The sequence below is a fragment of the Saccharothrix ecbatanensis genome (assembly GCF_014205015.1).
GTDB lineage: Bacteria > Actinomycetota > Actinomycetes > Mycobacteriales > Pseudonocardiaceae > Actinosynnema > Actinosynnema ecbatanense.
On sequence record NZ_JACHMO010000001.1, the window covers coordinates 3,154,764 to 3,177,439 of the forward strand.

21 protein-coding genes are annotated in these 22,676 nt (G+C 70.5%); 12 read left to right on the forward strand and 9 right to left on the reverse strand.

The window, feature by feature from the left end; all coding sequences use genetic code 11:
* Positions 1-32: 32 nt before the first annotated feature.
* The 6 genes from F4560_RS13515 to F4560_RS13540 all read right to left on the reverse strand — a co-directional run bounded on the left by F4560_RS13515 (position 33) and on the right by F4560_RS13540 (position 6,437).
* A complete protein-coding gene (locus F4560_RS13515; RefSeq protein ID WP_184920035.1) occupies positions 33-1,469 on the reverse strand; it encodes a glycoside hydrolase family 32 protein in 1,437 nt (478 codons plus the stop codon).
* A 278-nt stretch (positions 1,470-1,747) separates the two neighbouring features.
* Positions 1,748-2,041: a hypothetical protein gene (locus F4560_RS13520; RefSeq protein ID WP_184920037.1), complete on the reverse strand. Its 294-nt coding sequence runs from the start codon at positions 2,039-2,041 to the stop codon at positions 1,748-1,750.
* A 173-nt stretch (positions 2,042-2,214) separates the two neighbouring features.
* Positions 2,215-3,744 (reverse strand): SulP family inorganic anion transporter, encoded by a 1,530-nt coding sequence (locus tag F4560_RS13525; RefSeq protein ID WP_184920039.1) that lies wholly within the window; start codon positions 3,742-3,744, stop codon positions 2,215-2,217.
* Between the two features lie 27 nt (positions 3,745-3,771).
* Positions 3,772-4,371, reverse strand: coding sequence for a carbonic anhydrase (locus F4560_RS13530; protein WP_184920041.1), 600 nt, complete (start codon positions 4,369-4,371; stop codon positions 3,772-3,774).
* 84 nt (positions 4,372-4,455) lie between these two features.
* A complete protein-coding gene (locus F4560_RS13535) occupies positions 4,456-5,718 on the reverse strand; it encodes a sensor histidine kinase (protein WP_184920043.1) in 1,263 nt (420 codons plus the stop codon).
* Entirely contained in the window at positions 5,715-6,437 is a 723-nt protein-coding gene (locus F4560_RS13540) for a response regulator transcription factor (RefSeq protein WP_184920045.1), read from the reverse strand. The genes F4560_RS13535 and F4560_RS13540 overlap by 4 nt, the downstream gene beginning before the upstream one ends.
* 225 nt (positions 6,438-6,662) lie before the next feature.
* Between F4560_RS13540 and F4560_RS13545 the strand changes: the two genes are divergently transcribed.
* From F4560_RS13545 to F4560_RS13555, 3 genes are all read left to right on the forward strand, one after another.
* Positions 6,663-7,121 (forward strand): universal stress protein, encoded by a 459-nt coding sequence (locus tag F4560_RS13545; protein WP_184920047.1) that lies wholly within the window; start codon positions 6,663-6,665, stop codon positions 7,119-7,121.
* Positions 7,122-7,197: 76 nt separating this feature from the next.
* A complete protein-coding gene (locus F4560_RS13550; protein ID WP_184920049.1) occupies positions 7,198-7,617 on the forward strand; it encodes a hypothetical protein in 420 nt (139 codons plus the stop codon).
* 255 nt (positions 7,618-7,872) lie between these two features.
* Positions 7,873-9,702: an acyl-CoA dehydrogenase gene (locus tag F4560_RS13555; protein WP_184920052.1), complete on the forward strand. Its 1,830-nt coding sequence runs from the start codon at positions 7,873-7,875 to the stop codon at positions 9,700-9,702.
* A gap of 9 nt (positions 9,703-9,711) precedes the next feature.
* Here the strand turns inward: F4560_RS13555 and F4560_RS13560 are convergent, their stop codons facing one another.
* Together F4560_RS13560 and F4560_RS13565 are read right to left on the reverse strand one after the other, a co-directional pair.
* Positions 9,712-10,725 (reverse strand): 3-oxoacyl-ACP synthase III family protein, encoded by a 1,014-nt coding sequence (locus F4560_RS13560; RefSeq protein ID WP_312869299.1) that lies wholly within the window; start codon positions 10,723-10,725, stop codon positions 9,712-9,714.
* Positions 10,726-10,796: 71 nt separating this feature from the next.
* Positions 10,797-11,405: a hypothetical protein gene (locus tag F4560_RS13565; protein WP_184920056.1), complete on the reverse strand. Its 609-nt coding sequence runs from the start codon at positions 11,403-11,405 to the stop codon at positions 10,797-10,799.
* A gap of 583 nt (positions 11,406-11,988) precedes the next feature.
* Here F4560_RS13565 and F4560_RS44425 point away from each other — a divergent pair.
* From F4560_RS44425 to F4560_RS13605, 8 genes are all read left to right on the forward strand, one after another.
* Positions 11,989-12,240 (forward strand): phosphopantetheine-binding protein, encoded by a 252-nt coding sequence (locus F4560_RS44425; protein WP_184920058.1) that lies wholly within the window; start codon positions 11,989-11,991, stop codon positions 12,238-12,240.
* Positions 12,241-12,321: 81 nt separating this feature from the next.
* Complete coding sequence (locus F4560_RS13575; RefSeq protein WP_184920060.1) at positions 12,322-13,305, forward strand: acyl-CoA desaturase; 984 nt, start codon at positions 12,322-12,324, stop codon at positions 13,303-13,305.
* A 4-nt stretch (positions 13,306-13,309) separates the two neighbouring features.
* Positions 13,310-14,983 (forward strand): AMP-binding protein, encoded by a 1,674-nt coding sequence (locus F4560_RS13580; protein WP_221483477.1) that lies wholly within the window; start codon positions 13,310-13,312, stop codon positions 14,981-14,983.
* A 5-nt stretch (positions 14,984-14,988) separates the two neighbouring features.
* Positions 14,989-16,008, forward strand: coding sequence for an SDR family oxidoreductase (locus tag F4560_RS13585; RefSeq protein WP_184920064.1), 1,020 nt, complete (start codon positions 14,989-14,991; stop codon positions 16,006-16,008).
* A 43-nt stretch (positions 16,009-16,051) separates the two neighbouring features.
* Positions 16,052-16,987, forward strand: coding sequence for an SDR family NAD(P)-dependent oxidoreductase (locus F4560_RS13590; RefSeq protein ID WP_184920066.1), 936 nt, complete (start codon positions 16,052-16,054; stop codon positions 16,985-16,987).
* Positions 16,984-17,859, forward strand: a complete 876-nt coding sequence (locus tag F4560_RS13595) for an SAM-dependent methyltransferase (protein ID WP_184920068.1) — start codon at positions 16,984-16,986, stop codon at positions 17,857-17,859. The genes F4560_RS13590 and F4560_RS13595 overlap by 4 nt, the downstream gene beginning before the upstream one ends.
* Positions 17,856-19,259 carry an NAD(P)/FAD-dependent oxidoreductase gene (locus F4560_RS13600; RefSeq protein ID WP_221483478.1) on the forward strand — a complete coding sequence of 468 codons (1,404 nt, stop codon included), beginning with the start codon at positions 17,856-17,858 and terminating at the stop codon, positions 19,257-19,259. Before F4560_RS13595 ends, F4560_RS13600 begins: the two co-directional genes overlap by 4 nt.
* Positions 19,260-19,273: 14 nt before the next feature.
* Entirely contained in the window at positions 19,274-19,927 is a 654-nt protein-coding gene (locus F4560_RS13605; RefSeq protein ID WP_221483479.1) for an HAD-IA family hydrolase, read from the forward strand.
* 109 nt (positions 19,928-20,036) lie between these two features.
* On the opposite strand, the gene F4560_RS13610 is transcribed toward F4560_RS13605, so the two are convergent.
* Positions 20,037-20,729: an alpha/beta hydrolase gene (locus F4560_RS13610; protein WP_184920070.1), complete on the reverse strand. Its 693-nt coding sequence runs from the start codon at positions 20,727-20,729 to the stop codon at positions 20,037-20,039.
* Between the two features lie 210 nt (positions 20,730-20,939).
* Between F4560_RS13610 and F4560_RS13615 the strand changes: the two genes are divergently transcribed.
* On the forward strand, positions 20,940-22,667 hold the full coding sequence (locus F4560_RS13615) for an FAD-dependent monooxygenase (RefSeq protein ID WP_184920071.1): 1,728 nt from the start codon (positions 20,940-20,942) through the stop codon (positions 22,665-22,667).
* Positions 22,668-22,676: the final 9 nt, after the last annotated feature.

The window sequence follows — 22,676 nt, forward strand, 5'->3', positions numbered from 1 at the left end:
GCCCTTCCATCTCCTTTGACAGGGGTGAGTGTTCAGACGTCGGCACGGGTGCGCACCTCGAAGTCGCGGACGGTCGCGCCGCCCTCGCCGAGGAAGACGCCGACGCGGCCTTCCGGGCGGTCGTAGATCCGGGTGCTGAGCGCGACCCGGCGGTCGAGGACCACGACGCACAGGTCGCCGTCGACCACGAGTTCGAGGGTGTGCTCCCCCGCCGGCAGGTCGCACGGTCGCTCCAGCTCGATCTCGAACGGGACGTCGCCCGAGACCTGCCACTGCGCGTCACCGGTGGACGCGCGCGGCCAGCGGTCGAACACGAGCCGACCGCGTTTCGGCTCCAGCCGCACGACGTACGACCGGTCGCCATCCGCGGTGGACCTCAGCAGCAGGCCGCACTCCGTGGTGCCGGGCTCGATGTCCAGCACCACCTTCGCGTAGAACCGGCGAGGGGCGTCGTCGGCCGAGACGACCGCCGCGTACCCGTCCGGGGCGTGCAGCCTGGTGGGCAGTGGGGGGTCGAACGTCGGTGTGGCGGCTTCGGTGAAGCTGTCCACCAGTTCGTCGGGGAAGCCGAACGCCAGCGTGCCGTCGGTGTTCTGGCGGGCCTCCAGCACGGACAGCGTGCCCGCCCACTGCCAGGGGCCGTCGTCGCGCTGCCCCTCACGGGTGGCGATCCAGCCGAAGAAGAACCGCCGGCCGTCGCGTTCGGCGGTCTTGGAGGCGTAGAACGCGCGGCCGTCGACGGTGTCGTGCTGGGGCACGGTCCACGGGCCGTCCGGGCTCCTCGCCATGCGGTAGCGGGTGGTGAAGGACTCGGTGAACTCCGAGTACACGAGGTACCACCAGTCGCCCCACTGGAAGACGTCCGGGCACTCGTGCGTGACGTACCGGCGCGGGTCCCAGAACGGCGGCGCGGGTTCCCACGTCACCAGGTCGGTGGAGACGCACTGGGCGATCACGCCGCGGCGGCGCTCGGGCCCGGCGGTGTGCCGTGCGGCGAGCAGCATGCGCCACTGGCCGGTCCGGTCGTCGCGGAAGACGAACGGGTCGCGCCAGTCGGCGGACTCGTAGCCGTCGGCGGCGCCGAAGGTCCGCTCGGGGTGCTTGACCCAGGTCGCCATGCCATCGGTGCTGGTCGCGTGCATGACGAGCTGGAGCGGGAGGCCGTCGGCGCCGAGGCGGTCCGGGTTCTGGCCGGTGTAGAACAGGTGGTGCGTGCCCTGGTCGTCACGGACGACGCTGCCGGTGTACGCGTTGAAGTCCGCGTCGTCGGGGCCGCCGTTGGGCAGCGCCACACCGTGGTCCTCGAACCGGGCGAGGTCCTTGGTGATGACGAGGCGCCACGGCGTGCCCGACTTCGGGCTGTCGCGGACCTCGTGCAGGTAGAAGAGCCAGAACCTGCCGTCCTCCTGGAACGGGATGACGTCGCCGACCCATCCGTCGTCGGGCTGGAAGAACACCGGTTGTGCCATCTGCGCTGGTTACCCGTCTGCTTAAACGTTTGACCAGGCGGACGGTAGCCCACGTCACAGGCCAGATCAAGCGTTTAACCACACCGACACAGGAGCTGCCGGTTCGTGTGCGGAGCGTGTTCGCAGCGGGAGCGGTCGGCCGAGGCGGCATTGGCTCGCGAGGTGGTCGCGACCGTCAGGAATAGTAGTTGAAATCAGAAATATTCAGGATCGCGGACGCCCACCGCACAAACCCTCACATTTGTCGACGAAGGCGGTGGCACCGGATTCAACGGCCCTCAGTCATCGTCGTCATCGCCTTCGCCGGCCTCGGCGCCGCGACGGGGAACGTGAGGAGGATTCGACGGCGGATCGGCGATCGGGGTGGCCGTTTCCGCAGTCGTCGAGGTGATCGCCGCGCTGGTCCGCGGGTTCCCCGGGGTGCCGACCGTGACCATGGGGGCAGTGCCCGACTCCACCTCGACCAGGGACAACACGGCGGCCAGTGACACGGTCACGGCCAGGCACGTGACGACCGCCCAGAGCCAGACGAACCGCATCGACGCGGTCACCTCCCACTTGTGAATTCCCATGACGCACGGGGCTTCACACCGTAGCAGTGCACTGGTCGAATACGCACAGAAGTCGGGCTGCCTCCATTCGGGGAATTCTCACCGCGGAAACGTTTGTTCGCTCAAGTGAACCGCGCGGGGCGCACCGTGTCCAGGTGCGCCCCGCGGGTCGCCGGGGTCAACGGTGGCACTCCTCAATGAACGCCATCGTTTCGCAGGTTCCTGTGCGCACCCGGCGGCAATGCGGTCGTGACCTTCGCTCCCTCCTTCCCACGCTGCCGTGCCCAGTCGTCCACCACGCCGTGGCAGGTCCTGTCGAGGTGGGTCAGGGAGGTCATGTCCAGGTGGACGACGTCGTCGCGCACGGCGTCGAGCGCGGCCTGGAGCTTCGGCACGGTCAGGAACGTCGCGCTGCCGCCGAACACCAGCTCGACCCCGCCACCGGACGCGAGCCCGCGGGTCGCGGTCAGCCGCGACATCTGCCACGCCAGCTTGAACAGTGCCGCCACCAGGCCGATGACCACGCCTTCCAGCAGGTCCGTGGCGAGGATGGCGCACGTCGTGACGATCAGCACCGCGGCCTCGCCCCGGTCGTGCCGCCACAGCTGTGGCACCTGTCGCGGGTTCAGCAGCTTCCAGCCGCTGAACACCAGGATCGCCGCGAGCACCGTGATCGGCACCAGCCTGAGCACACCGGGCGCGAGCACTGCGAACGCCAGCATCCACACGCCGTGCAGCACCCGCGACAGCTTGGTGCGCGCGCCGGCGTGGACGTTGGCCGCGCTGCGCACCACCACGGCGGTGAGCGGGATCCCGCCCAGGAAGCCGGAGACGACGTTGCCCGTGCCCTGGGCGAGCAGTTCCTTGTTGTACCGGGTTTTCGGGCCGTTGTGCATGCGGTCGACGGCCGTCGCCCCGAACAGGCTCTCCGCCGACCCGATCAACGCGAAGACCAGCATGGTGCCGAGTACCGCGGGCGACATCAACGCGCCGGCCGACTCGGCGGTCGGCAGGTGCACCGCGTCGAGCAGGACCCCGACGGAGAGCATGCGCACGTCGGCGTGGAGGAACGCGGCCAGCGCCGCCACCACCAGCACCGCGGCGAGCGGGCCCGGGACCACGCGCAGCGCCTTCGGCGCCCGTCCCCAGAACGCGATCACGACCAGCCCGCACACTCCGAGCAGCAACGCACCGCGTGCGGCCGGATCACCGGAAGCACCTTGGAGCAGCGCGGGGAGCCCGATCAGGTTGTGCACCGCGTCGCCCGGCGCCTTGCGGTCGGCGAGCGCGTAGGCCTGGCCGAGGATGATCAACAGGCCGATGCCCGCCAGCATCCCGGCGACCACCGACGACGCCATGGCCTGGAACCACTTCCCGAGCCGGGCCAGCCCCATCAGGATCTGCAACACGCCCGAGCCGAGCACGATCATGCCCAGGGTCGCGGTCCCGTGGGTCTGCACGGCGTCGAACACGAGCACCGCGAGCCCGGCCGCCGGTCCACTGACCTGGAGCGAGCTGCCGGGCATCATGCCGGTCACGAGCCCGCCGACGATGGCGGTGATGATCGCGGCTTCCGGGGTGACCCCGGAAGCGACCGCGATGCCGATGCACAGCGGCAGCGCGACGAGGAACACGACGAGCGAGGCCAGCACGTCCGACCGGTAGCGGCCTACGAGGTCGACGAGTTGGTGTTTGGACGGTTCGACGGAGATGTTGAGGGTCATGGGGGTCTCCGAGGGCGTGGTGGCGGTTCAGAGCGAGACCAGGAAGCCATCGCGGAGTTGTCTGACCTCTCCGGTGTCCACCTCGTAGAACCACCCGTGCACGCGAAGGCGACCATCCGAAACCCGGCGGTTCACCTCCGGGTAGGTGTGCAGGTTCGCCAACTGGGTGGCCAGGTGGCGGATCACCGCGCCGGTCAACGCCGGGTCGTCCGCTTCTTCGGCCGACAGCGACTCCCGACCGATGCCGTTGCCGTGCACCCACTGGCGCACGGCGGGGACGAGCGTGAGGTCGTCGCCGCGCACGGCCGCGCCCACCGCGCCGCAGTGCGAGTGGCCGCAGACGACGATGTCGCGAACGCCGAGGATGTTCACCGCGTATTCAATGGTCGCGCTCGCCGAGCACGGTTGACTCGTCGTGTACGGGCTGATGACGTTGCCGGCGGTGCGGTACTCGAACAGCTTGCCTGGTTCGGCGCCGGTGATGAGGTTCGGCACCACCCGTGAGTCCGAACAGGACACGAACAGCACGGTTGGCCATTGACCGTGGGCGAAAGCCGCGAGGCGAGGGCCCCAGGTGCGTTGGAACGTGGTGACGTCGATGTCGAGCACGTCTGCGCCGCCTTTCATCGGGAGGGGGAGTTCCGACGATGGCCGCTCACAGTGACCGCGGGAATACGGAGAAGGCGGATATCGGGTCGTTTTAGGGTCGTTTTAAGACGCGCGGGCGAATGCCAGCACGACCTGGGCGCCGCCCAGCGGCGACCGGCGCAAGCGCACCACTCCCCCGGTGGCCTCGACGACCCGACGCGCGATGTCCAGGCCCAGCCCGGTCGAGCCGCTCGACGGCCGTGGTGCGTTCGACGGGTCGGGGAAGCCTGGGCCCGCGTCGTCCACCGCGAGCGTCACCCTGTGCCCGTCCGCGTGCACCGTCACCCTGAACTCGGTGCCCGGCTGGGTGTGCCGGAACACGTTGCCGATGAGGATGTCCACCACGGCGGCGATGTCCTCCCGGGCAACCGGCACCGGCGCCGGGGCGTCCGGGCAGCGCACCGAGTGCCGCCGCCGTTCGTCATCCGCCAGCGGCGACCAGAACCCGGTCCGTTCGGCGACCACGGCCGCGAGGTCGCACGACGTGCCCGCGGCCGTTGTGGCAGCGGGTCGGGAGGCATCGCGGATCATCCGGTCGAGTTCCTCGTCGAGGTGGCGGGCGGCTCGCAGCACGCGGTCGACGCCGGGGCCGCGGAGGTTCTCCACGTCGATCCGCAACGCCGTCAGCGGGGTGCGGAGTCGGTGCGACAGGTCCGCGGCACGGGATCGCTCGACGGCGAGCAGTGCGGTGATGCGCTCGGCCATGAGGTTGAACGTGAGCGCGACGTCGACCAACTCCGGCGGGCCGGTCGGGTCAATGCGCTCCACCAGATCACCCCGCCCGAAGCGGTGCGCCGCCATCGCGAGGCGGCGCACCGAGCCGACGAGGCCGAGCGCGAGCCGGTCCACCAGCAGCACCGCGCCCGTGACCATGGCGATGACGACGGCCGCGAGCATCGCCCACACCCGGCCCACACCGCGCTCCAGCTGTTCCTCGGCCAGGAACACCTCCGCCACGAACGTCTCCTCGCCCAGCCGCACCGGTCTGAGCAGCACGACGCCATTCGCCACGGGTTCGACGAGCGGCCCGTTCCGCGCGGCGTCGACCTGCGGGCCGCGCGCACGCGGGGCGCCCACCGGCCCGTCGGGCGTGTACACCGACACGGCGTGCCCGGAAACGGCGACGACCTCGGCCAACCCACGTGCGATGGCACTTCGTCCGTCGGCAGTGGCAATGACGCCGACCACGGCTGTCACGGAACGTTCGGCATCGGCGAGAGCGGCGCGGCGCGCGACCTCGCGCGTGACCACCGCCAGCGGCACGAGGACCGCGACCAGGATGGCCGACGCGCACGCCAGCGCCACCAGCACCAGCGCCCGTCTCATGCCTGCTCGACCAGTCGGAACCCCACCCCGCGCACGGTCAGCAGGTGGCGCGGGACGGCGGCGCTCTCCCCGAGCTTGCGCCGCAGCCACGACACGTGGACGTCGACGCTCTGCTCGCGGCCGGAGTGGTCCCGCCCCCACACGGCGGCGACCAGTTCCGCGCGCGGCACCACCCGGTCACGGTGCTCGGCCAGGTACCGCAGGACGTCGAACTCCTTGCGGTTGAGCGCCACCGGTCTACCGTCGACGTGCACCTGCCGCAGCCCGAGGTCGATCAGGAGCGCGCCGAGGGAGACGACGCGCGGTCCGGATTCGCCTGATCCGCGCACGCGGCGCAGCACCGCGCCCATCCGGGCGAGCAGCACCGGCACCGAGAACGGCTTGACCAGGTAGTCGTCCGCCCCGGCGTTGAGCAACTGCACCACGCGCAGTTCGTCACGGCGTGCGGTCGCGACCACCACGGGCACGTTGCTCGCACCGCGCATCATGCGCAGGGCGTCCGCTCCGTCCAGGTCCGGCAGGCCGAGGTCGAGCAGCACGATGTCGGGCTCGTCGTGGGCGATGACCCGGAGGGCTTCCAACGCGGTGAACACGCCGCGAGATCGGTAGCCCGCGCCGCGCAGCGCTTCGACCAGCGCGGTCGACAGGTCCGGGTCGTCCTCCACCACCAGCACCGACGGGGCGGGTCCGAACGTCGACTGGCCGTGACGGGAATTCATTGGTCTGCTCCGTCTGCTCGTTCCGGGGGCGGCGGCACGATGCGGCTGCCCATCGTGCCGGGAACACCCGGAATCCGGCAAATTGGCACATACCCGTCCGTCGACTGCTCGTTTGACAAATCTCTTTCAGTCTTAAAAGTACCTTAAAAATCACCGGTAATGACTTGACGACAACAGGCTGCGGTCCGACTATTCCGGCGGGGGCATCGTTTGCGAGGAGGCGTGATGGAAGCCAGTCGAATTGTCGTCGGCTTTGACAACTCGGTGGCCGGTGCCGCAGCTCTGAAGTGGGCGATACGTCATACGCGGGACGGTGGGGTGGTGGTCGCGGTGTCGGTGTGCGGCATCCGCACACCCACCGGCAGCACAGACCTCTTCCACACCGCGCGGCTGCGCATGATCGACGACGCCGTGGCGCGGATGCGGCAGGACCCGAGCGTGAGCGTCGAGCAGTCGGTGCTCGACGGCGAACCGGGCCCGACGCTCGTGGGGCTTGCGGAGGAAGCCGACAGCCTGGTACTCGGCCGCCACGGGTACAGCCGGCGCGGGACGACGATCTTCGGGTCGGTGATCAGACACTGCCTGCAACACGCGACGTGCCCGGTCGTCGTGGTGCCGGTCGGGGCGGACCACACGGCCCGCACGATCCTCAGTGGACAGTCCTCAGAAGACGGTCCTCAGTAGACTCAGGATCTTGATATCCGGGTGCTGGAGGTTGCGGGCGGGGACCGGTCCCCGCCGGGCTCGTTACCGTGTGCGCATGATCCGACGAGCGGTGGTCGTCGTTACGGCGGCGTTGGTGGCCTCTGGTTGCTCCTCGAGTGGTGGCCCGTCCATCGCGGAGCCGACCACCACGACCACCACGACCACCATCACGACGACGACGACGACGACGACGACAACCACGACCACGACCACCAACCCGCCCGTGGGCGGGGAACAGCAGCTGTGTGCCGACCTGGCGTCCATCGACCTGTCGAATCCGCAGCAACTGCTCACGATCAAGCTGCCCAGAACGACGGACTCCACCTTCGACGTGCCGTTGGCCTTCCTGGCAGCAAGGCTCACCGCGCTCGAGTCCGCGCTCAACGCCGGCACCAACCCGGCCTATCCGACGCAGGACGCGGCGAACGCGGCGACAAGTGTGCTGGACGCGTGCCGGCAGGGCGGCTACCTGTAGGTCCGGGCACACCAGAAGATCCGCGCCGCACGCATCAGCCCTCGAAGAGGACCGCGCCGAGACCTCCGGGGTGTCCTTTGTGGACAAACGACCGCCGCAGCCCTCCCGCCCGACGGCAATGCGACACCCGCTGATCCGGTGAAGCCCGCGACCGCAGCGCAGTCGACTACCGAACGTGGCACCGGGACGGCGCGAAGCGCTATGGTCGGCGGCACTCTCCGGTCGCACTCGCCGCCCCACCACCCCGAGGTCACCTTGAGCCACTACCGAAGCAATGTCCGTGATCTGCGCTTCGTCCTCTTGGAGGAGCTGCGCATCGACCGCTACCTGGGCTCCGACGCGTTCCCCGACTCCACTGTGGACACGGTCAGGGACGTCATCACCGAGTTGGCCGGCATCGCGGAGACGGTGCTCGGCGAGTCGTTCACCGACGGCGACCGCAACCCGCCGGTGCTCGACCAGGCCGACGGGACCGTCCGCATCCCCGAAACGGTGAAGAAGGCGGTCGCCCTGCTCACCCGTGACGGCTGGGACTCGCTGCACCTGCCCGCGACGCTCGGCGGCCCCGGGCTGCCGCCGTCGGTGGCGTGGGCCTGCGCGGAACTGGTTCTCGGGGCCAACCCGGTCCTCTACTTCTACACCGGCGGCAAGGTCGCCGCGCAGGTGGTGCACCGCCACGGCACCGAGGACCAGCAGCGGTGGGCGCGCTGGATGATCGAGCGGCACTGGTCGGCGACGATGGTGCTGACCGAACCGGACGTGGGCTCGGACGTCGGCGCCGTCAGCGCCCGCGCGGTGCCCCAACCCGATGGCAGCTGGCACATCGAGGGCGTCAAGCGGTTCATCACCGCGGCGGCCCAGGACGACATGACCGAGAACATCGTGCACCTGGTGTTGGCCAGGCCGGGTGTCCCCGACGCGAAGCCGGGCACGAAGGGGCTGGGGCTGTTCATCGTCCCCGCGGTGCACGTCGACCAGGCGACGGGCGAGCCGACCGGTGAGCGCAACGGCGTCGTGGTCACCAAGCTCGAGGACAAGATGGGGATCAAGGCGTCCACGACGTGCGAGCTGGTCTTCGGCGGGGAGACGCCCGCGGTCGGCTGGCTGCTGGGCGAGCAGGTCCGCGGCATCGCCCAGATCTTCGACCTGATCGGCCACGCCAGGCTGATGGTCGGCACGAAGGCGGTCGCGACGCTCTCCAGCGCGTACCTGACGGCGGTGGACTACGCCAGGACCCGCGTGCAGGGCACGGACCTCAAGCGCATGCTCGACCGCGACGCGCCCAGGGTGGCCATCATCAAGCACGCCGACGTGCGCCGCTCCCTGATGCTGCAGAAGTCCTACGTGGAAGGCATGCGCTCGCTGTACCTCTACACCGCCTCACAGCTCGACCTGTGCCAGGTGGACCCGGCCGGGTCGGACATCGCGCGGCGGGTGCACGAGTTCCTGCTCCCGGTGGTGAAGGGCGCGTGCGGGGAACGCGCGTGGTCGCTGCTCGCCGAGTCGCTCCAGGTCATCGGCGGCTCGGGGTACCTGCGCGATTACCCGATCGAGCAGTACCTGCGGGACGGCAAGATCGACACGCTGTACGAGGGCACGACGGCCATCCAGGCGCTGGACTTCTTCTTCCGCAAGATCGTCCGGGACGGCGGGACGGCGTTCGAGCACCTGCTCGGCGAGATCGCCGCGTTCACGGCCACCGCGGACCCGCGCATCGGCGCCGACGTGGCCGCCCTCAGCGAAGGCGCGGACCACCTGCGGGCGATGGTCGCCGCCATGACGGGCCACCTGACGCTGGCGGCCGCGGACCCCGCCATCGTCCACCGGGTCAGCGCGCACGCGGTGCCGCTGCTGTCCGCCACCGCGGACCTGCTGGTCGGTTGGCGGTTGGCCGTCGCCGCGGACATCGCGGTCACCGCCATCGACGCCGGTGGGCTCAGCGACCGGGAACTCGACTTCTACACCGGGAAGACGGCGGCCTCGGCGTTCTTCTCAGCGACCGTCCTGCCGCACCTGGCCGCGGTCAGGAAGGTCATCGAGAACGCGGACGACCGCCTCACCGAGGTCCCCGACAGCGCCTTCTGACCCCGAGGGTCAGACCCGCCAGCGCAGGGCGGACGCGGCGGCGAAATCCCCGGCGTGGGCGAAGCCCGCCACCACGACGAGGTCGCCGTCGCGCACCCTGCCCGCGCGGACGGCGTGGTCCAACGTCACCAGGGCTCCCGCGCCGAAGAGGTTGCCGAACACGTCGAAGGTGTCGAGGTGCCGGTCGGCGTCGATGTCGAGGGCCTGCCGCCAGTTGCGCAGGAAGATCCGGTTGGGCTGGTTGGTGATCAGCAGGTCGATCTCGTCGACGCCGATCCCGATGTCCGCGCACAGCTCGGTGACGAGCTCGGGCACCAGCCGGTTGCCCAGCGCCAGGGTGTCGGCGGTCTTCGCCGGGTCGAAGCGGACGTCGAGCGCGCCCTCCCCCGGCGCCCAGTAGGCCCGTCCGTCCTGTGTGGACGGACCGAGGTCCAGCGCGACGGCGGGCGTGTTGCGGGTGCGCACGCCGAGGACCTCGGACCCTTCCCCGCCCGCGCGCACGTAGGCCACGCCGCAGCCGTCCCCGGGGACAACGGCGTGCGGCAACTGCCGAATCGCGGGGTGGCTGAACACCTGGCCGGCGGAGTTCTGCACGGTGGCCAGCAGCGCGGTGCGCGCCCCGCCACCGGCGAGAATCCGCTGCGCGATCTTGAGCATGTAGACGAAGGACGCGCACCCGCCGTTGTGCAGGTCGATGATCCATTCGGGAGTGCAGCCGAGCCGGTGGGCCGTCTCCGCGCCGCAGCCCGTGAACAGCTGGTCGGGCAGCAGCACGTTGGTGATCAGCAGGTCGACGTTGCCGTCGGGCTCGATGCCCAGCCGCTCGAACATCGGCGTCGCGGCGCCCGCGATCAGGTCGGCGGCCCGTTCCCCCGGCGCGACGTGCCTGCGCAGCCGGGGCGGGCCGAACAGCGGCGAGTCCTCCATCGGGACGGGGCCCGCGCCCTCGGCCCGGAAGAAGTCCAGGTCTACGACCGCGTCCGGCAGGTAGCTGCCGACGTCGACGACACTGATGGCGTTCACCCGAGGGTCCTCCGGAATCATCGGTGCCTGCGCGGACGCGCGGAGTGCCCGCTGCCGCCGGTCTTCGACGGTCAATCGGCCTGTAGGTCGTATCCGCAGTTCGGGCACGCCGGCAGCGGCGCGATGCCGACGGTCGAGCGCTGCCTGACCTCGGTCATCGTCCGCGTCGAGCCGTGCCCCGCGTCGTCGGCCGCGCGCTCGGAGCGCGCCAGTTCGAGCCTGTCGACGTTGGCGATGACGTTCTTGTTGCCCCGCCGCCAGCTGCGCAGTTCGTCCCGCAGGCCCCGCACGGACAGCTGGCGCTCCTGCGCGACGTCCAGCCACCGTTCCTGGAGTTCCAGGTCGAGCCCGGCCAGTGCGGAGTGGTGGCTCCAGGACAGGCACTCGCGGCGGCGGGAGATGCCGAACCGGGAGGCCACATAAGCCATGTTCATCAGGCTCTGGACGTCGTAGCCGGTCACCCTGGCCGCTCGCGAATATTTCTCGCCATAGGCGGTGTTGCCGTAGTTCACCCAGTCACCGATCCACCACGCCGCACCGCGGCCGATGACCCCCAGGCGTTTGCCGTGTTGCAGCCACTCCACCAGCCGCAGGTCACGCGACGGCTTCCAGGCGATAGAGCTTATTGCGATGTCCGACTCGTCCTGCGCACTTCGGGAACGTAACTCCCCCGACCTCATGACGTTGTCCAACCAAACCCCCCAGAGTTGTCAAGCGCGGCCACCGAAGTCAATGGCGAATGTCGCCAGTTGACCCGGCTCAGCCCGACAAGTACAGCGAAGCTAGCGCCCTCCACAGAGGGCGTCAACGGATGTCAATTGCCTTTGCCTGAACCTGTCAAATTTCACCAGACCCCGGCCCACCTGCGCACGATCGTGTATCGTGCCCCGCGTGGATCGCTCGACCGCCCGTTGATTACAGGTTGCGGCGGCAGAACCTACCGACGTCGGTAGATTCGGCCCCGGCGATCTCGCGATTCCGAATGCCGCATTGGGCCATGCGGACGAAGGTCATTGCCCCTGCCCGGCGCAGACCGTCCGGCGATGGTGACAGCGAGCCGATTCCCGTCCGCCACCCGGCGGCGGGATCTTGCGCCCTGCCACGCGAAGTCGGATAGGTTCCGCCCTGCGTTACCCGATCCGCCAACGTCCGGCGCCGCTCGATAAACGTTTGCCGCTCCGCCGGCCGCCACCACTGCGTGCGCCGGACGCGTTGAGCATTTCAATCGATTGTCAACGTAATTATTGATTCGGAGGATCCACTGTGATCGGCATCGACGAGGTCATCGGGCTCATCAAGCGCGAGATGCGCGGCAAACTGCCCGCCGACATCACCATCGACGAGAACTCCAGCATGGACGACCTGGGCCTTTCCAGCCTCCAGGTCGCCGAGATCGTGTTCACCCTCGAGGAGGACCACGGGGTCGAGTTCGACGCCGCGCGCGCCGCAGACGCGCGCACCCTCGGCGATCTCGTCGCGCTCGGCAACGACGCGCTCAGCGCCAAGAGCGCCTGACGCGGGTCTCCCGCTCCCCGTCCCAGCCCGCGAGCGCATCCAGGGGACGCGCCGCTGACCAACGCAGAAAGGAGACTCCGCATGGATGGGCGCAAGCACTACGGTTTTGTCCTCATCTCCGCGATCCTGCCGCTACTCGGTCTCGTTGTCGCAGTCGTTCTCTTGTGGAACAAGGGCGTGTGGCTGTCCGACCTGATCGTTTTCGGCGTCATGTACGTCATCGCGGGCCTTGGCGTGTCCACCGGCTACCACCGGATGCTCGCCCACCGGTCCTTCAAGACGACCCGGCCGATCAAGATCTTCTTCGCGGTTGCGGGTTCGATGGCCGGCCAAGGCCCGCCGATCATCTGGACCGCCCACCACCGCAGGCACCACCGCGTGGCGGACAAGCCCGGCGACCCGCACAGCCCGTACCAGGACCACGAGCCCGGCATCCTCGGCGCCCTCAAGGGCCTCTGGCACGCCCACATGGGCTGGCTGTTCGACAAGTCGCTCTCGTCCGACCCCATCAGGTACTGCCCTGACCTGGTACGCGACCGGGACATGCGGATCATCTCCCGGTACTTCCTGCCCATCGTGGCGGCGGGTGTCGTGCTGCCCGGTCTGCTCGGCCTGGCGATCAGCGGCACCTTGCGCGGTTTCCTCGCCGGGATGCTGTGGGGCGGGCTGGTCCGGTTCTTCGTCAGCAACCACATCACCTACGCGGTCAACTCGATCGGCCACTACTTCGGCAGGCGCCGGTTCGCCACCCCGGACGAGTCGCGCAACGTCGGCTGGCTGTCGCTGCTCTCCTTCGGCGAGTCCTGGCACAACAACCACCACGCGTTCCCCCGTTCGGCCAGCCACGGGATGCGCTGGTGGGAGGTCGACATCAGCGCGATGGTCATCCTCCTGCTGGAGAAGACCCGCCTCGCGTCGGACGTCATCCGCATCGATCGGGACCGCCAGGAGCGCAGGGCCGAGGGCCTGCTCACCGTCGGCGGTGGCCGGCTGGCCGACTCCGCCCCGGACCGGCCACTGGCCGAGCGCAAGGCCGCCACGGTCGGAGTAGCCGATGTCGAGTGACCGCGTGAGCTCGCCCACCGGGCGCTCGCTGTGGGACGGCCTGCTCACCGCGGCGGCCTCGCACCGGACGTCGCTGCACTGCTGGGACGGTGACGGGTTCACCGCGTTCCCGTGGTCGGAGGTCGTGCGGGACGCCGAGCGGATGACGCTCGGCCTGCGTCGTGCCGGGGTCCGCCCCGGCACGACGGTGGCCACCGTGCTCACCAACGGCGTGTCGCCGGTGCGCGGCCTGCTCGCCTCGTGGATGGCGGGCGCGGCGGTGGCGTCGCTGCCCGTCCCGGCACGCGGGATGAACGTCCAGGAGTACGCCGCGCAGCTGGGCAAGATCTGCGCCCAGCTGGGCGCGGCGGCGTTCATCGTCGAAGAGCGGATGATCGGGCTGATCCCCGAGGAGATCACCGCGGTCACCCCGGCGTTGTCGTGGGAGTCGTTCGAGGGCAGCGGTCGCGTCGACCCCAGCCCGCCCGACGAGGACGCCTTGGCGTTCGTGCAGTACTCCTCCGGCAGCACCAGCACGCCCAAGGGCTGCATGCTCTCCCCCAGGGCCATCGCCGCCCAGCTCGACATGATCACCACGATGCTGGAGTTGACGCCGCGCGCGGACGTCTCGGTCTCCTGGCTGCCGCTGTCGCACGACATGGGCCTCTTCGGCTGTCTACTGACCTGCCTGTGGGCCGACATCGACGACTACCTGTCCACCCCGGAGCGGTTCATGGTCGCCCCGGGCACCTGGTTCTCGGACATGGCCAAGGTCGGCGCCACCGTCACCGCGGGCAGCAACACCGGGCTGCACCTGGCCGCGCGCTCGGCCTCCCGGGTGCGGCAGTGGCCGAACACGGGCTTGTCGCAGGTCCGCGCGTGCATCATCGGCGCCGAACGGGTGGAAGCGCACACCCTGCTCACGGCCACCACTTCCCTGGCGCCCGCCGGCCTGCGACCGGAGGCGTTCATGCCCGCGTACGGCCTGGCCGAGGCGACCCTGGCGGTCACGGCCACACCCCTGGCCGAACGGCCGACCACGCTGGCGTTCGACGCGGGCGCCCTCGCCGACGGCGAGCTGCGGGAAGTCGACGCCGACGCCCCGTCCGCGACGGTGATCGTCGGCGCCGGGGTGCCCTGCGCCGGGGTCGACCTGTCCGCCCTGGCCGCCTTGCCCGGCGACCGGCTGGGCGAGATCTCCGTGGTCTCCCCGAGCCTGGCCATGGGCTACCTCGACGACCGGGAGCGCACGGCGGCGCGGTTCGTCGACGGCGGGGTGCTGACCGGCGATCTCGGGTTCGTCCGCGACGGCGTGCTCTACCCGGTCGGCCGCGTCGACGACGTCATCTCGATCGCGGGGCGCAAGGTGTACTCGCGGGAGATCGAGAACGCGGTCGACGCGCTCGACGGGGTCCGCCGCGGCTCCTCCACGCTGGTCGCCGGCAACGACCGCGGTGCGATCCGGCTGACCCTGCTGGTCGAGCTGGGCAAGTCCACGACGAACTACCGGGAGCTGGCCGACCAGGCCGCCACGGTGGCCATGGCGAAGGCGGCGATCGCGCTCGACGAGTGCGTCTTCCTGCCGCGCAACAGCCTGCCGAAGACGCCCAGCGGCAAGACCCAGCGGCACCGCTGCCAGCACATGCTGAACACCGGGCGGTTCACCCCGTTGGCCACCGTCGCGCTGGCCGGGGTGTGAGGCGCGTGTCCACATCCACTGCGGGCAAGCGCACGATCCTGTTGACCGGAGCGTCCGGGGTGATCGGGCGTGCTGTGGCCCGGGAGCTGAGCAAGCACACCGTGATCGGCCTCGCCCACTCCGACACCGACGTCCCCGAGTGCGCCGAGGTGCACCGCAGCGACCTGAGCGCGCCCCGGCTCGGCCTGTCGGAGCGCGACTGGAACTCCATCGCCGAGCGGATCGACGTGGTCATCCACTCGGGGGCGCTGACCGAGTGGGGCCAGCCGAGGCAGCGCTACCAGGCGATCAACATCGACGGCACGCAGCGGGTGATCGACCTGGCCGCGCGCGCGGAAGTGCCCGTGCACCTGGTCAGCACCTGTTTCGTGCACGCGATAGAGCGCGACGCGCTGCACCTGCTCGGCCCGGACAACGTCGTGGCGCCCTACATCTGGTCCAAGCTCGAAGTCGAGCGGCTGGTGGCGGCGAGCGGGCTGCCGCACAGCATCTACCGCCCCACCAACCTCGTCGGGGACTCGCGCACCGGGATGAGCAGCCGCCCGCAGATCGTGCAGTTCATGTCGGACTGGTTCTGCCGGGGCAAGGCGCCGTTCTTCCCGGCGCACCAGGGCAACCTGGTCGACATCGTGCCGCTGGACGTGGCGGCGCAGGCCATCGCCCGCGCCGTCGAGGCCGACGACCTCGGGTCGCTGTACTGGATCACCAGGGGCGCCGACGCCCTGACCGTGGACCAGGCCCAGGACGTGCTGGTCGAGCACGCCCACGAGCGGGGCCGGCGGATCGGGCGGGTCCCCGTCATCGACCCGTCGGGACCGCTGCCCGTTTCGCTCGACCAGGTCCCGGCCACGTCGCGGGCGTTCCTCAAGGTGCTCATCGACGTCAGCGAGGTCACCCACGCGTGCGGCGGGGTGCTGCCGACCTCGTGGCCGCAACTGCGGTCGACCTACGCCCTGCCCGAGGTGTCCGACGCGGACGCCTACCGCTTGAGCCTGCGCTACTGGTCCCAGCAGCGCGGAGGCTGATCACCCGCGGCAGTACCCGCTTCCGCGTTCAGGAGGATTGAGAGTGGACGAGACGACGAACGACTGGTCGCCGCCGGACCTGCGGGACGCCGTGGCGCTGGTCACCGGTGCCAGCCGCGGTGTCGGCCGCGGGATCGCGGCGGCGCTGGGTCAGGCGGGCGCGACGGTGTACGTGACCGGCCGCAGCGTCCGCGGCGGCGCCCGCACCGAAGACCTGCCGGGGACGGTGGAGGACACCGCCGACGAGGTCACCGCGCGCGGGGGCACCGGCATCGCGGTCCGCTGCGACCACACTGTGGACGCCGACAACGAAGCGCTGTTCGCGCGGATCGCCGAGGACCACCAGCGGCTCGACCTGCTGGTCAACAACGCCTGGTCGGGGTACGAGCGCTCCAACGAGGCGAAGTTCGACGCGCCGTTCTGGCAGCAACCGCGGTGGCGGTGGGACTCCTTCGCCGCGTCGCTGCGCGCGCAGTTCATCGCCGGCCAGCTCGCCGCGCCGCTGATGATCGAGCGGGGCACGGGCCTGATCGCCAACATCTCCTTCACCGACGGGGACGTCTACCTCGGGCAGACCGGTTACGACGTGTGCAAGTCCGCATCCGACCGGATGGTCACCGGCATGGCCTACGACCTGCGCAAGCGCGGCGTGGCCGCGCTGGCGATCCACCCGGGGTTCGTGCGGACCGAACGGGTGGAAGCGGCCTGGACCCTGCTCGGCGACGGCCCCGCGCAGGTGGTGCACACCCCGGAGTACGTCGGCCGCGCCCTCGCCCACCTGGTCGCCGACCCCGACCTGATGGCGATGTCGGGCAGCCGCGTCGCCGTGGGCGACCTCGCCGTCAAGTACGGCTTCACCGACGTCGACGGCAGGCGGCCGCCCGCGTTCAGGTTGGAGGGCCGGATGACCCTGGCCACCAGGATGGAGCGGCTCAACCGGGTCGTGGCCGCGAGCCAGGCAGGAGGACCGGCGGCATGACGGTGGAGATCGAGTACCAGGGCGCGTCCGCGGCGGCGATCCGCAGCCACTACGACGTGAGCAACGACTTCTACAAACTGTGGCTGGACAAGGAACGGGTCTACTCCTGCGCGTTGTGGGACGGCGACCCCGCGCTCAGCCTGGACGACGCGCAGATGCGCAAGCTCGACTACATGGTGGACGGAGCGAACGCGGCGGGTGCGCGTCGCGTGCTGGACATCGGCTGCGGCTGGGGTGCGCTGCTCACCCGGTTGGTGACCGTGCACGGGGTCGAGTCCGCCGTCGGCCTGACCCTCAGCGACGAGCAGGCCGCGCACGTCCAGGGCCTCGGCGACCCGCGGGTGACCCCGGTGGTGCAGAACTGGGCCGACCACGAGCCGGAACAGCCCTACGACGCCATCATCTCCATCGGGGCGTTCGAGCACTTCGCCGACTTCGGCCTGCGCCGCGCGGGGCGCGTCGAGGCGTACCGCCGGTTCTTCCGCAGCTGCCGCGACTGGCTGCCCCCCGGCGGACGCCTGGCGTTGCAGACCAACGTCAAGGGCAACAACGCCGCCATGTCCCGGCAAACGGTGCGGGACCTGCTGTTCATCGCCGACCGGGTCTTCCCCGAGTCCGAGCTGCCGTGGCTGTCCGAGGTGCTGGAGGCCAGTGAGCGGGCGTTCGACGTCGTGTCCGTGCGCAACGACCCCGACATGTACGCCAGGACGTGCCGCCAGTGGCACGACAACCTCGCGGCGTGCCGCGACGAGGCGACCGAACTGGTCGGGGAGCAGGTGGTGGGCGACTACCTGCGGTACCTGGCCGCGTCGGTCGACGCGTTCACCCGCCGCCACCTCGGCCTGGCGCGCATCATCTTCGAAAGGGCGTGAACCACGTGCCGCACAGCGACACCGGCCACGGGGCCGTCGCCACGGACCGCCGGGGCGGCGGTCAGCCCGTGCCGGTCAAGCACACGATCTACTGGCGCGAGACCGAGACCGTCGAGCCCGGTCCGCCGCTGGACGGTGACGTGCGCTGCGACGTGGTCGTCGTCGGCGGCGGGTACACCGGGATGTGGACCGCCTACCAGCTCAAGCAGGCCGAGCCCTCGATGGACATCCACGTCGTGGAGGCGGACTACGCCGGCAGCGGGGCCTCGGGCCACGGCGACGGGTTCGTCACCCCGACGATCGGGCACAACCTCGCCGCGTTCGTCAACGCCTTCGGCATCGACCGGGCCAAGGTCGCGTACTCGCTGGTTGGCCGGTCCATCCTCGAACTGGACCGCTTCTGCCGGCAACACGGCATCGACGCCCAGCTCGAACCCAACGGCTACTTCCAGGTCGCCACGAACGCCAGCCAGATGCGGTGGCTGGAGCGCGACATCGCCATGATCGAGCAGATGGGCGCCCGCGCGCCCAAGCTGCTCGACCGCGCCGCCATGGCCCGGCGGATCGGCTCACCCGAGATCATCGGCGGCATGGAGATCAGCGGCGCGCTGGTCAACCCGCACCGCCTGGTCCGCGGGCTCAGCCGGGCCGTCAGGGCGGCCGGGATCCACGTGCACGAGCGCACTCCGGCCACCGAGGTGATCCGGGGCGTGGGCGGCGGCCACGTCGTGCGCACGCCGGGCGGCACGGTCACCGCCGACAAGATGCTGCTGGCCACCAACGCCCACCAGCACCAGTTCCCGGAGTTCCGCAGGGAGGTCAAGCCGCTGTGGAGCTACGCGGCGGTGTCCGAGCCGCTGACCGACCGGCAACTCGCGCAGGTCGACTGGGCGGGGCGCGAAGGGTTCGTGGAAGCGCTCAACTTCATCGTGTTCGCCCGCCTGACCGCCGGAAACCGCCTGCTCGTCGGGGGCGGGCCCGCGCCGTACCACTACGGCAGGGACATGGACGACCGGCACATGCGCAACCTGTCCGCCGCCACGGTGCTGCGGCAGACGCTGGCCCGGTACTTCCCGGTGTGGAAGGACGTCCGGTTCACCCACGTGTACGGCGGGTGCCTCGACATGACCCGCGACTTCGTCCCGCACGTCGGCACCCTCGGTGACGGCGTGTTCTTCGCCCACGGGTACTGCGGCAACGGGGTCGCGCTGACCCACACGATCGGCAAGGCCCTGCGCGACCTGATGCTCGACCGGGAGACCGCGTACTCGACGATGCCGTTCATCGGCGGGCCCCGCAAGACCTACCCCGCCGAGCCGCTGGCCTACCTCGGAGTCCGGGCGCAGAACCTCGTGCTGTCCCTTCAGGACCGCTTCCCCGGCCTGCTCGCCGGCCGATGAGGGAGGGACGATCGATGGTCAAGCCGACGATGGCGGTCTGGTCCGACTTCGGCGGGGTGCTCACCGCACCGGTCACCGTCACCATCACCGCGTTCTGCGAACGCATCGGGGTCGCGCCGCCCACCTTCGGCGTCGCCATCCGCGAGGTGGCCGCGCTGTTCGGCACCTCGGACGTGATGGAGCCGCTGGACACGCCCCTTGTCGACGCGCCGGGGTACGCCGCGCTGCTCGGCCGGGTGCTCGCCGAGAACCACGGTGTCACCGTCGACCTGACGGACTTCGTGGAGAAGTGGTTCACCGACCGCACGGCCAACACCGCGCTGGTCGAGCACCTGTCGCGGCTGCGCGCGGACGGCCACTTCGTCGGGTTGCTGTCGAACATGCCACCGGCGTTCGACGGGCAGTGGCAGCGGGTGGTGGCCGCCGACCTGTTCGACGACCTCGTCCTGTCCTCCCGCGAGGGCTGCCGCAAACCGCAGCGGCGGATCTACGACATCAGCGCGCTGCGGTGCGGCAGGCCCGCGCAGGACTGCGTGCTGATCGACGACATCGCCGAGAACTGCGCCGCGGCGCGGGAAGCGGGCTGGCAGGCGATCGAGTTCACCAGCACCGAGGAGGTCGTCGCCCGGCTCGACGACCTCCTCGTCGGGCAGCGGCTGCGCACCTGATCAGCGTCCCGATCCGGTCCCCTTCACCGCGATCCGGGCCGCTCACGAGAGCGGTCCCGCACCAGCCGGTGCGGGACCGCTCTCCGATGTGGCGGAGAAGCCGTGGGAATTAGGCGGTGGGGACCCGGTCGACCAGGTCGACCACGATGTCGGCGATCAGGTCGGGCCGCTCGACGTGCGGGAAGTGGTTGGTGTCCAGTTCGATTACCGCCTTGGTCCTGGCCGCCTGGGTCCGCTGGATCTCGACGGTCACATCGCCGTCCGCGCGGCAGACCACGTAGGTGGACTCGATCTCGCGCCACGCCGCCGCGGTCGTCTCCTGGGCGTAGACCGCACCGTTCTGCCTGGTCAGACGGGTCATGGCGGCTTGCTTGGTGTCCTCGTCGGACGCGGAGAGCAGGCGGTCGACGAAGTGCCGGGCGTTCTCGCCGATCGTGCCGTCCTCGCGGAAGTCGACGGTGGTGGCGACCGCGCCGTCGGCCGGGACCCAGCCGCTGGTGAGCACCGACTGGAGGTCGGGGACGATCGCGCTGACGTAGAGCAAGTGGGCCACGTTCGGCATGCCCGCCGCGGCTTCGGTGACGGCCATGCCGCCGTAGGAGTGGGCGACCACGACGACCGGCCCGTCGATGGCGGCGATCGCGGAGCGGACGGTCGCCACGTCGTCGGCGAACCCGCCGAGCGGGGCGGCGGCACCGCAGCTCGGCAGGTCCACGGCGTGGCTGGTGATGCCGCGCGCGGCCAGCGGCTCCGCGACCCGGCTCCACCACCACGCCCCGTCGCGGACAAAGGCACCATGCACGTACAAAACCGCAGGACGCATCCTTACGACCCTTCTGTGTGAGACGGCGATAACGCCTGGAGAACCCGGCACGTCCGCCGCGAATGGCCAGAGATTAACAGGATTTTGCAATGGCCATCGACGGTGTCCTAGGCTGTGCCCAGCGGATCGGGAAACTCTCTCATTTGCATTCTTTTCAGCCGACCTGGGCATACCTGGATTGGGCACACTATGGTTGACAACCCCGGGATTCTCATCGCCGGAGCGGGTCCGACCGGCCTCACGCTCGCCTGCGAACTGCTGCGCCGAGGGGTGCCGTGCAGGCTGATCGACCAGGCCGCCGGTCCGCTGGAGCGGTCGCGGGCGATCGGCCTGTCCACCCGCTCGCTCGAGGTGCTCGACGGGTTCGGCGCCGCGGACCACGCCGTCGACCTCGGCCACCAACTCCGGGCGGCGAACTTCTACTCGCGCGGCGGCAGAATCGCCTCTGTCTCCACCGATGGCCTGTCCCACACCAAGTTCCCCTTCATCCTGTCCTCACCGCAGAACAACACCGAGCAGGTGCTCACCACCGCGCTGGCCCGGCTCGGGGGCGTCGTCGAGCGCGGGACCAAGCTGACCGGGTTGACCCAGCCGGCGGGGTCGGGCACGGTGTCGGTGGCGCTTGAGGGCCCGGCGGGCCGCGAGCTCGCCGAGGCCGACTGGGTGATCGGCGCGGACGGCGCGCACAGTGCCGTGCGCAAGCTCTCCGGCATTTCCTTCGACGGCGCCGCGACCAACGTCGAGTTCGTCATCGTCGACGCCGCCGTCGAGATCGCGCCCCCGCGCGGCACGGCGCATTATTACTTCTCCCCGGATGGCCTACTGGTCGTCATTCCGCTGCCCGACGGCGGGTACCGATTCGCCGCGACGGTGCGCCCCGGAGAAACGGGCGACGACCTCGACCTGGATTTCGTCCAGTCGATGGTCGACCGGCGCACGCGCGGACGCGGGACCATCCTGACCGAACTGCGCGACGCGGGCTGGGGCGCCGCCAGGGTGCGCATCCACAACCGGCTGGCCGACCGGTTCCGGTCCGGCCGCTGCCTGCTCGCGGGCGACGCCGCGCACATCCACAGCCCGGTCGGCGGGCAGGGCGTCAACATCGGCGTCCAGGACGCGCACAACCTCGGTTGGAAGCTCGCCATGGTCGCCACCGGGAAGGCGGGCCCCGCCCTGCTCGACAGCTACGAGGCCGAGCGCCGCCCGGTCGCCGTCGCGGTCGCCGCCGCGGTGGACAAGCAGACCACCGCGGCCGCCATGCGCTCCCCCATCAAGGCCAAACTGCGCGACATCGTGCTCTCGCGCTCCAGCGCCCGCGGGACGCTCGCCAAGACGATGGTGCCGATGCTGGCCCAGCTCGCGGTGAACTACGCGGGCAGCCCGGCCGTCGCGACCGACGACGCGCCCACGCTGGTGGGCACGCGCCTGCCCGACACACCGCTCGCGGGGCCGACAGGCACGCCGGACACCGCGCACGGACTGCTGCGCGAGACCCCGTTCACCCTCCTGGTCATGGCCGGGGCGGGTCTGTCGACATCGCAGACCGCCCAGGTGGCCGCGCTCGACGCGGACCTGGCGGCACGCCACCCCGGGCTCGTCGGCGTGCGAACCCTGCTCCGCGGCGAGGCGTCCGCCGACGCGATCGCCGACACCGGCGGCGCGACCACCGACACCGGCCACGCGCTGCACCACCACCTCGGCGCGACCACCGACACCAGCGGCGCGATCACCGACACCGGCGGCGCGCTGCACGACCACCTCGGCGGGGCTACCGACGCCCGGCTGTGCCTGGTCCGCCCGGACGGCCACATCGTCCTCCTCGCCGGCCTCGCTCCGACGACGTCGGTCCCGGCCGTGCTCGACCGGGTCCTGACCCGGGCGCGCGCATCCGAGTTGTCCGCCATTCCCGAACACTGACCACGAGGT

Coding starts and splice junctions, on each gene's coding strand:
- F4560_RS13515 (WP_184920035.1), bottom strand. CDS start 1,469: ATGGCACAACCGGTGTTCTTCCAGCCCGACGACGGATGGGTCGGCGAC.
- F4560_RS13520 (WP_184920037.1), bottom strand. CDS start 2,041: ATGGGAATTCACAAGTGGGAGGTGACCGCGTCGATGCGGTTCGTCTGG.
- F4560_RS13525 (WP_184920039.1), bottom strand. CDS start 3,744: ATGACCCTCAACATCTCCGTCGAACCGTCCAAACACCAACTCGTCGAC.
- F4560_RS13530 (WP_184920041.1), bottom strand. CDS start 4,371: ATGAAAGGCGGCGCAGACGTGCTCGACATCGACGTCACCACGTTCCAA.
- F4560_RS13535 (WP_184920043.1), bottom strand. CDS start 5,718: ATGAGACGGGCGCTGGTGCTGGTGGCGCTGGCGTGCGCGTCGGCCATC.
- F4560_RS13540 (WP_184920045.1), bottom strand. CDS start 6,437: ATGAATTCCCGTCACGGCCAGTCGACGTTCGGACCCGCCCCGTCGGTG.
- F4560_RS13545 (WP_184920047.1), top strand. CDS start 6,663: ATGGAAGCCAGTCGAATTGTCGTCGGCTTTGACAACTCGGTGGCCGGT.
- F4560_RS13550 (WP_184920049.1), top strand. CDS start 7,198: ATGATCCGACGAGCGGTGGTCGTCGTTACGGCGGCGTTGGTGGCCTCT.
- F4560_RS13565 (WP_184920056.1), bottom strand. CDS start 11,405: ATGAGGTCGGGGGAGTTACGTTCCCGAAGTGCGCAGGACGAGTCGGAC.
- F4560_RS13575 (WP_184920060.1), top strand. CDS start 12,322: ATGGATGGGCGCAAGCACTACGGTTTTGTCCTCATCTCCGCGATCCTG.
- F4560_RS13595 (WP_184920068.1), top strand. CDS start 16,984: ATGACGGTGGAGATCGAGTACCAGGGCGCGTCCGCGGCGGCGATCCGC.
- F4560_RS13605 (WP_221483479.1), top strand. CDS start 19,274: ATGGTCAAGCCGACGATGGCGGTCTGGTCCGACTTCGGCGGGGTGCTC.
- F4560_RS13615 (WP_184920071.1), top strand. CDS start 20,940: ATGGTTGACAACCCCGGGATTCTCATCGCCGGAGCGGGTCCGACCGGC.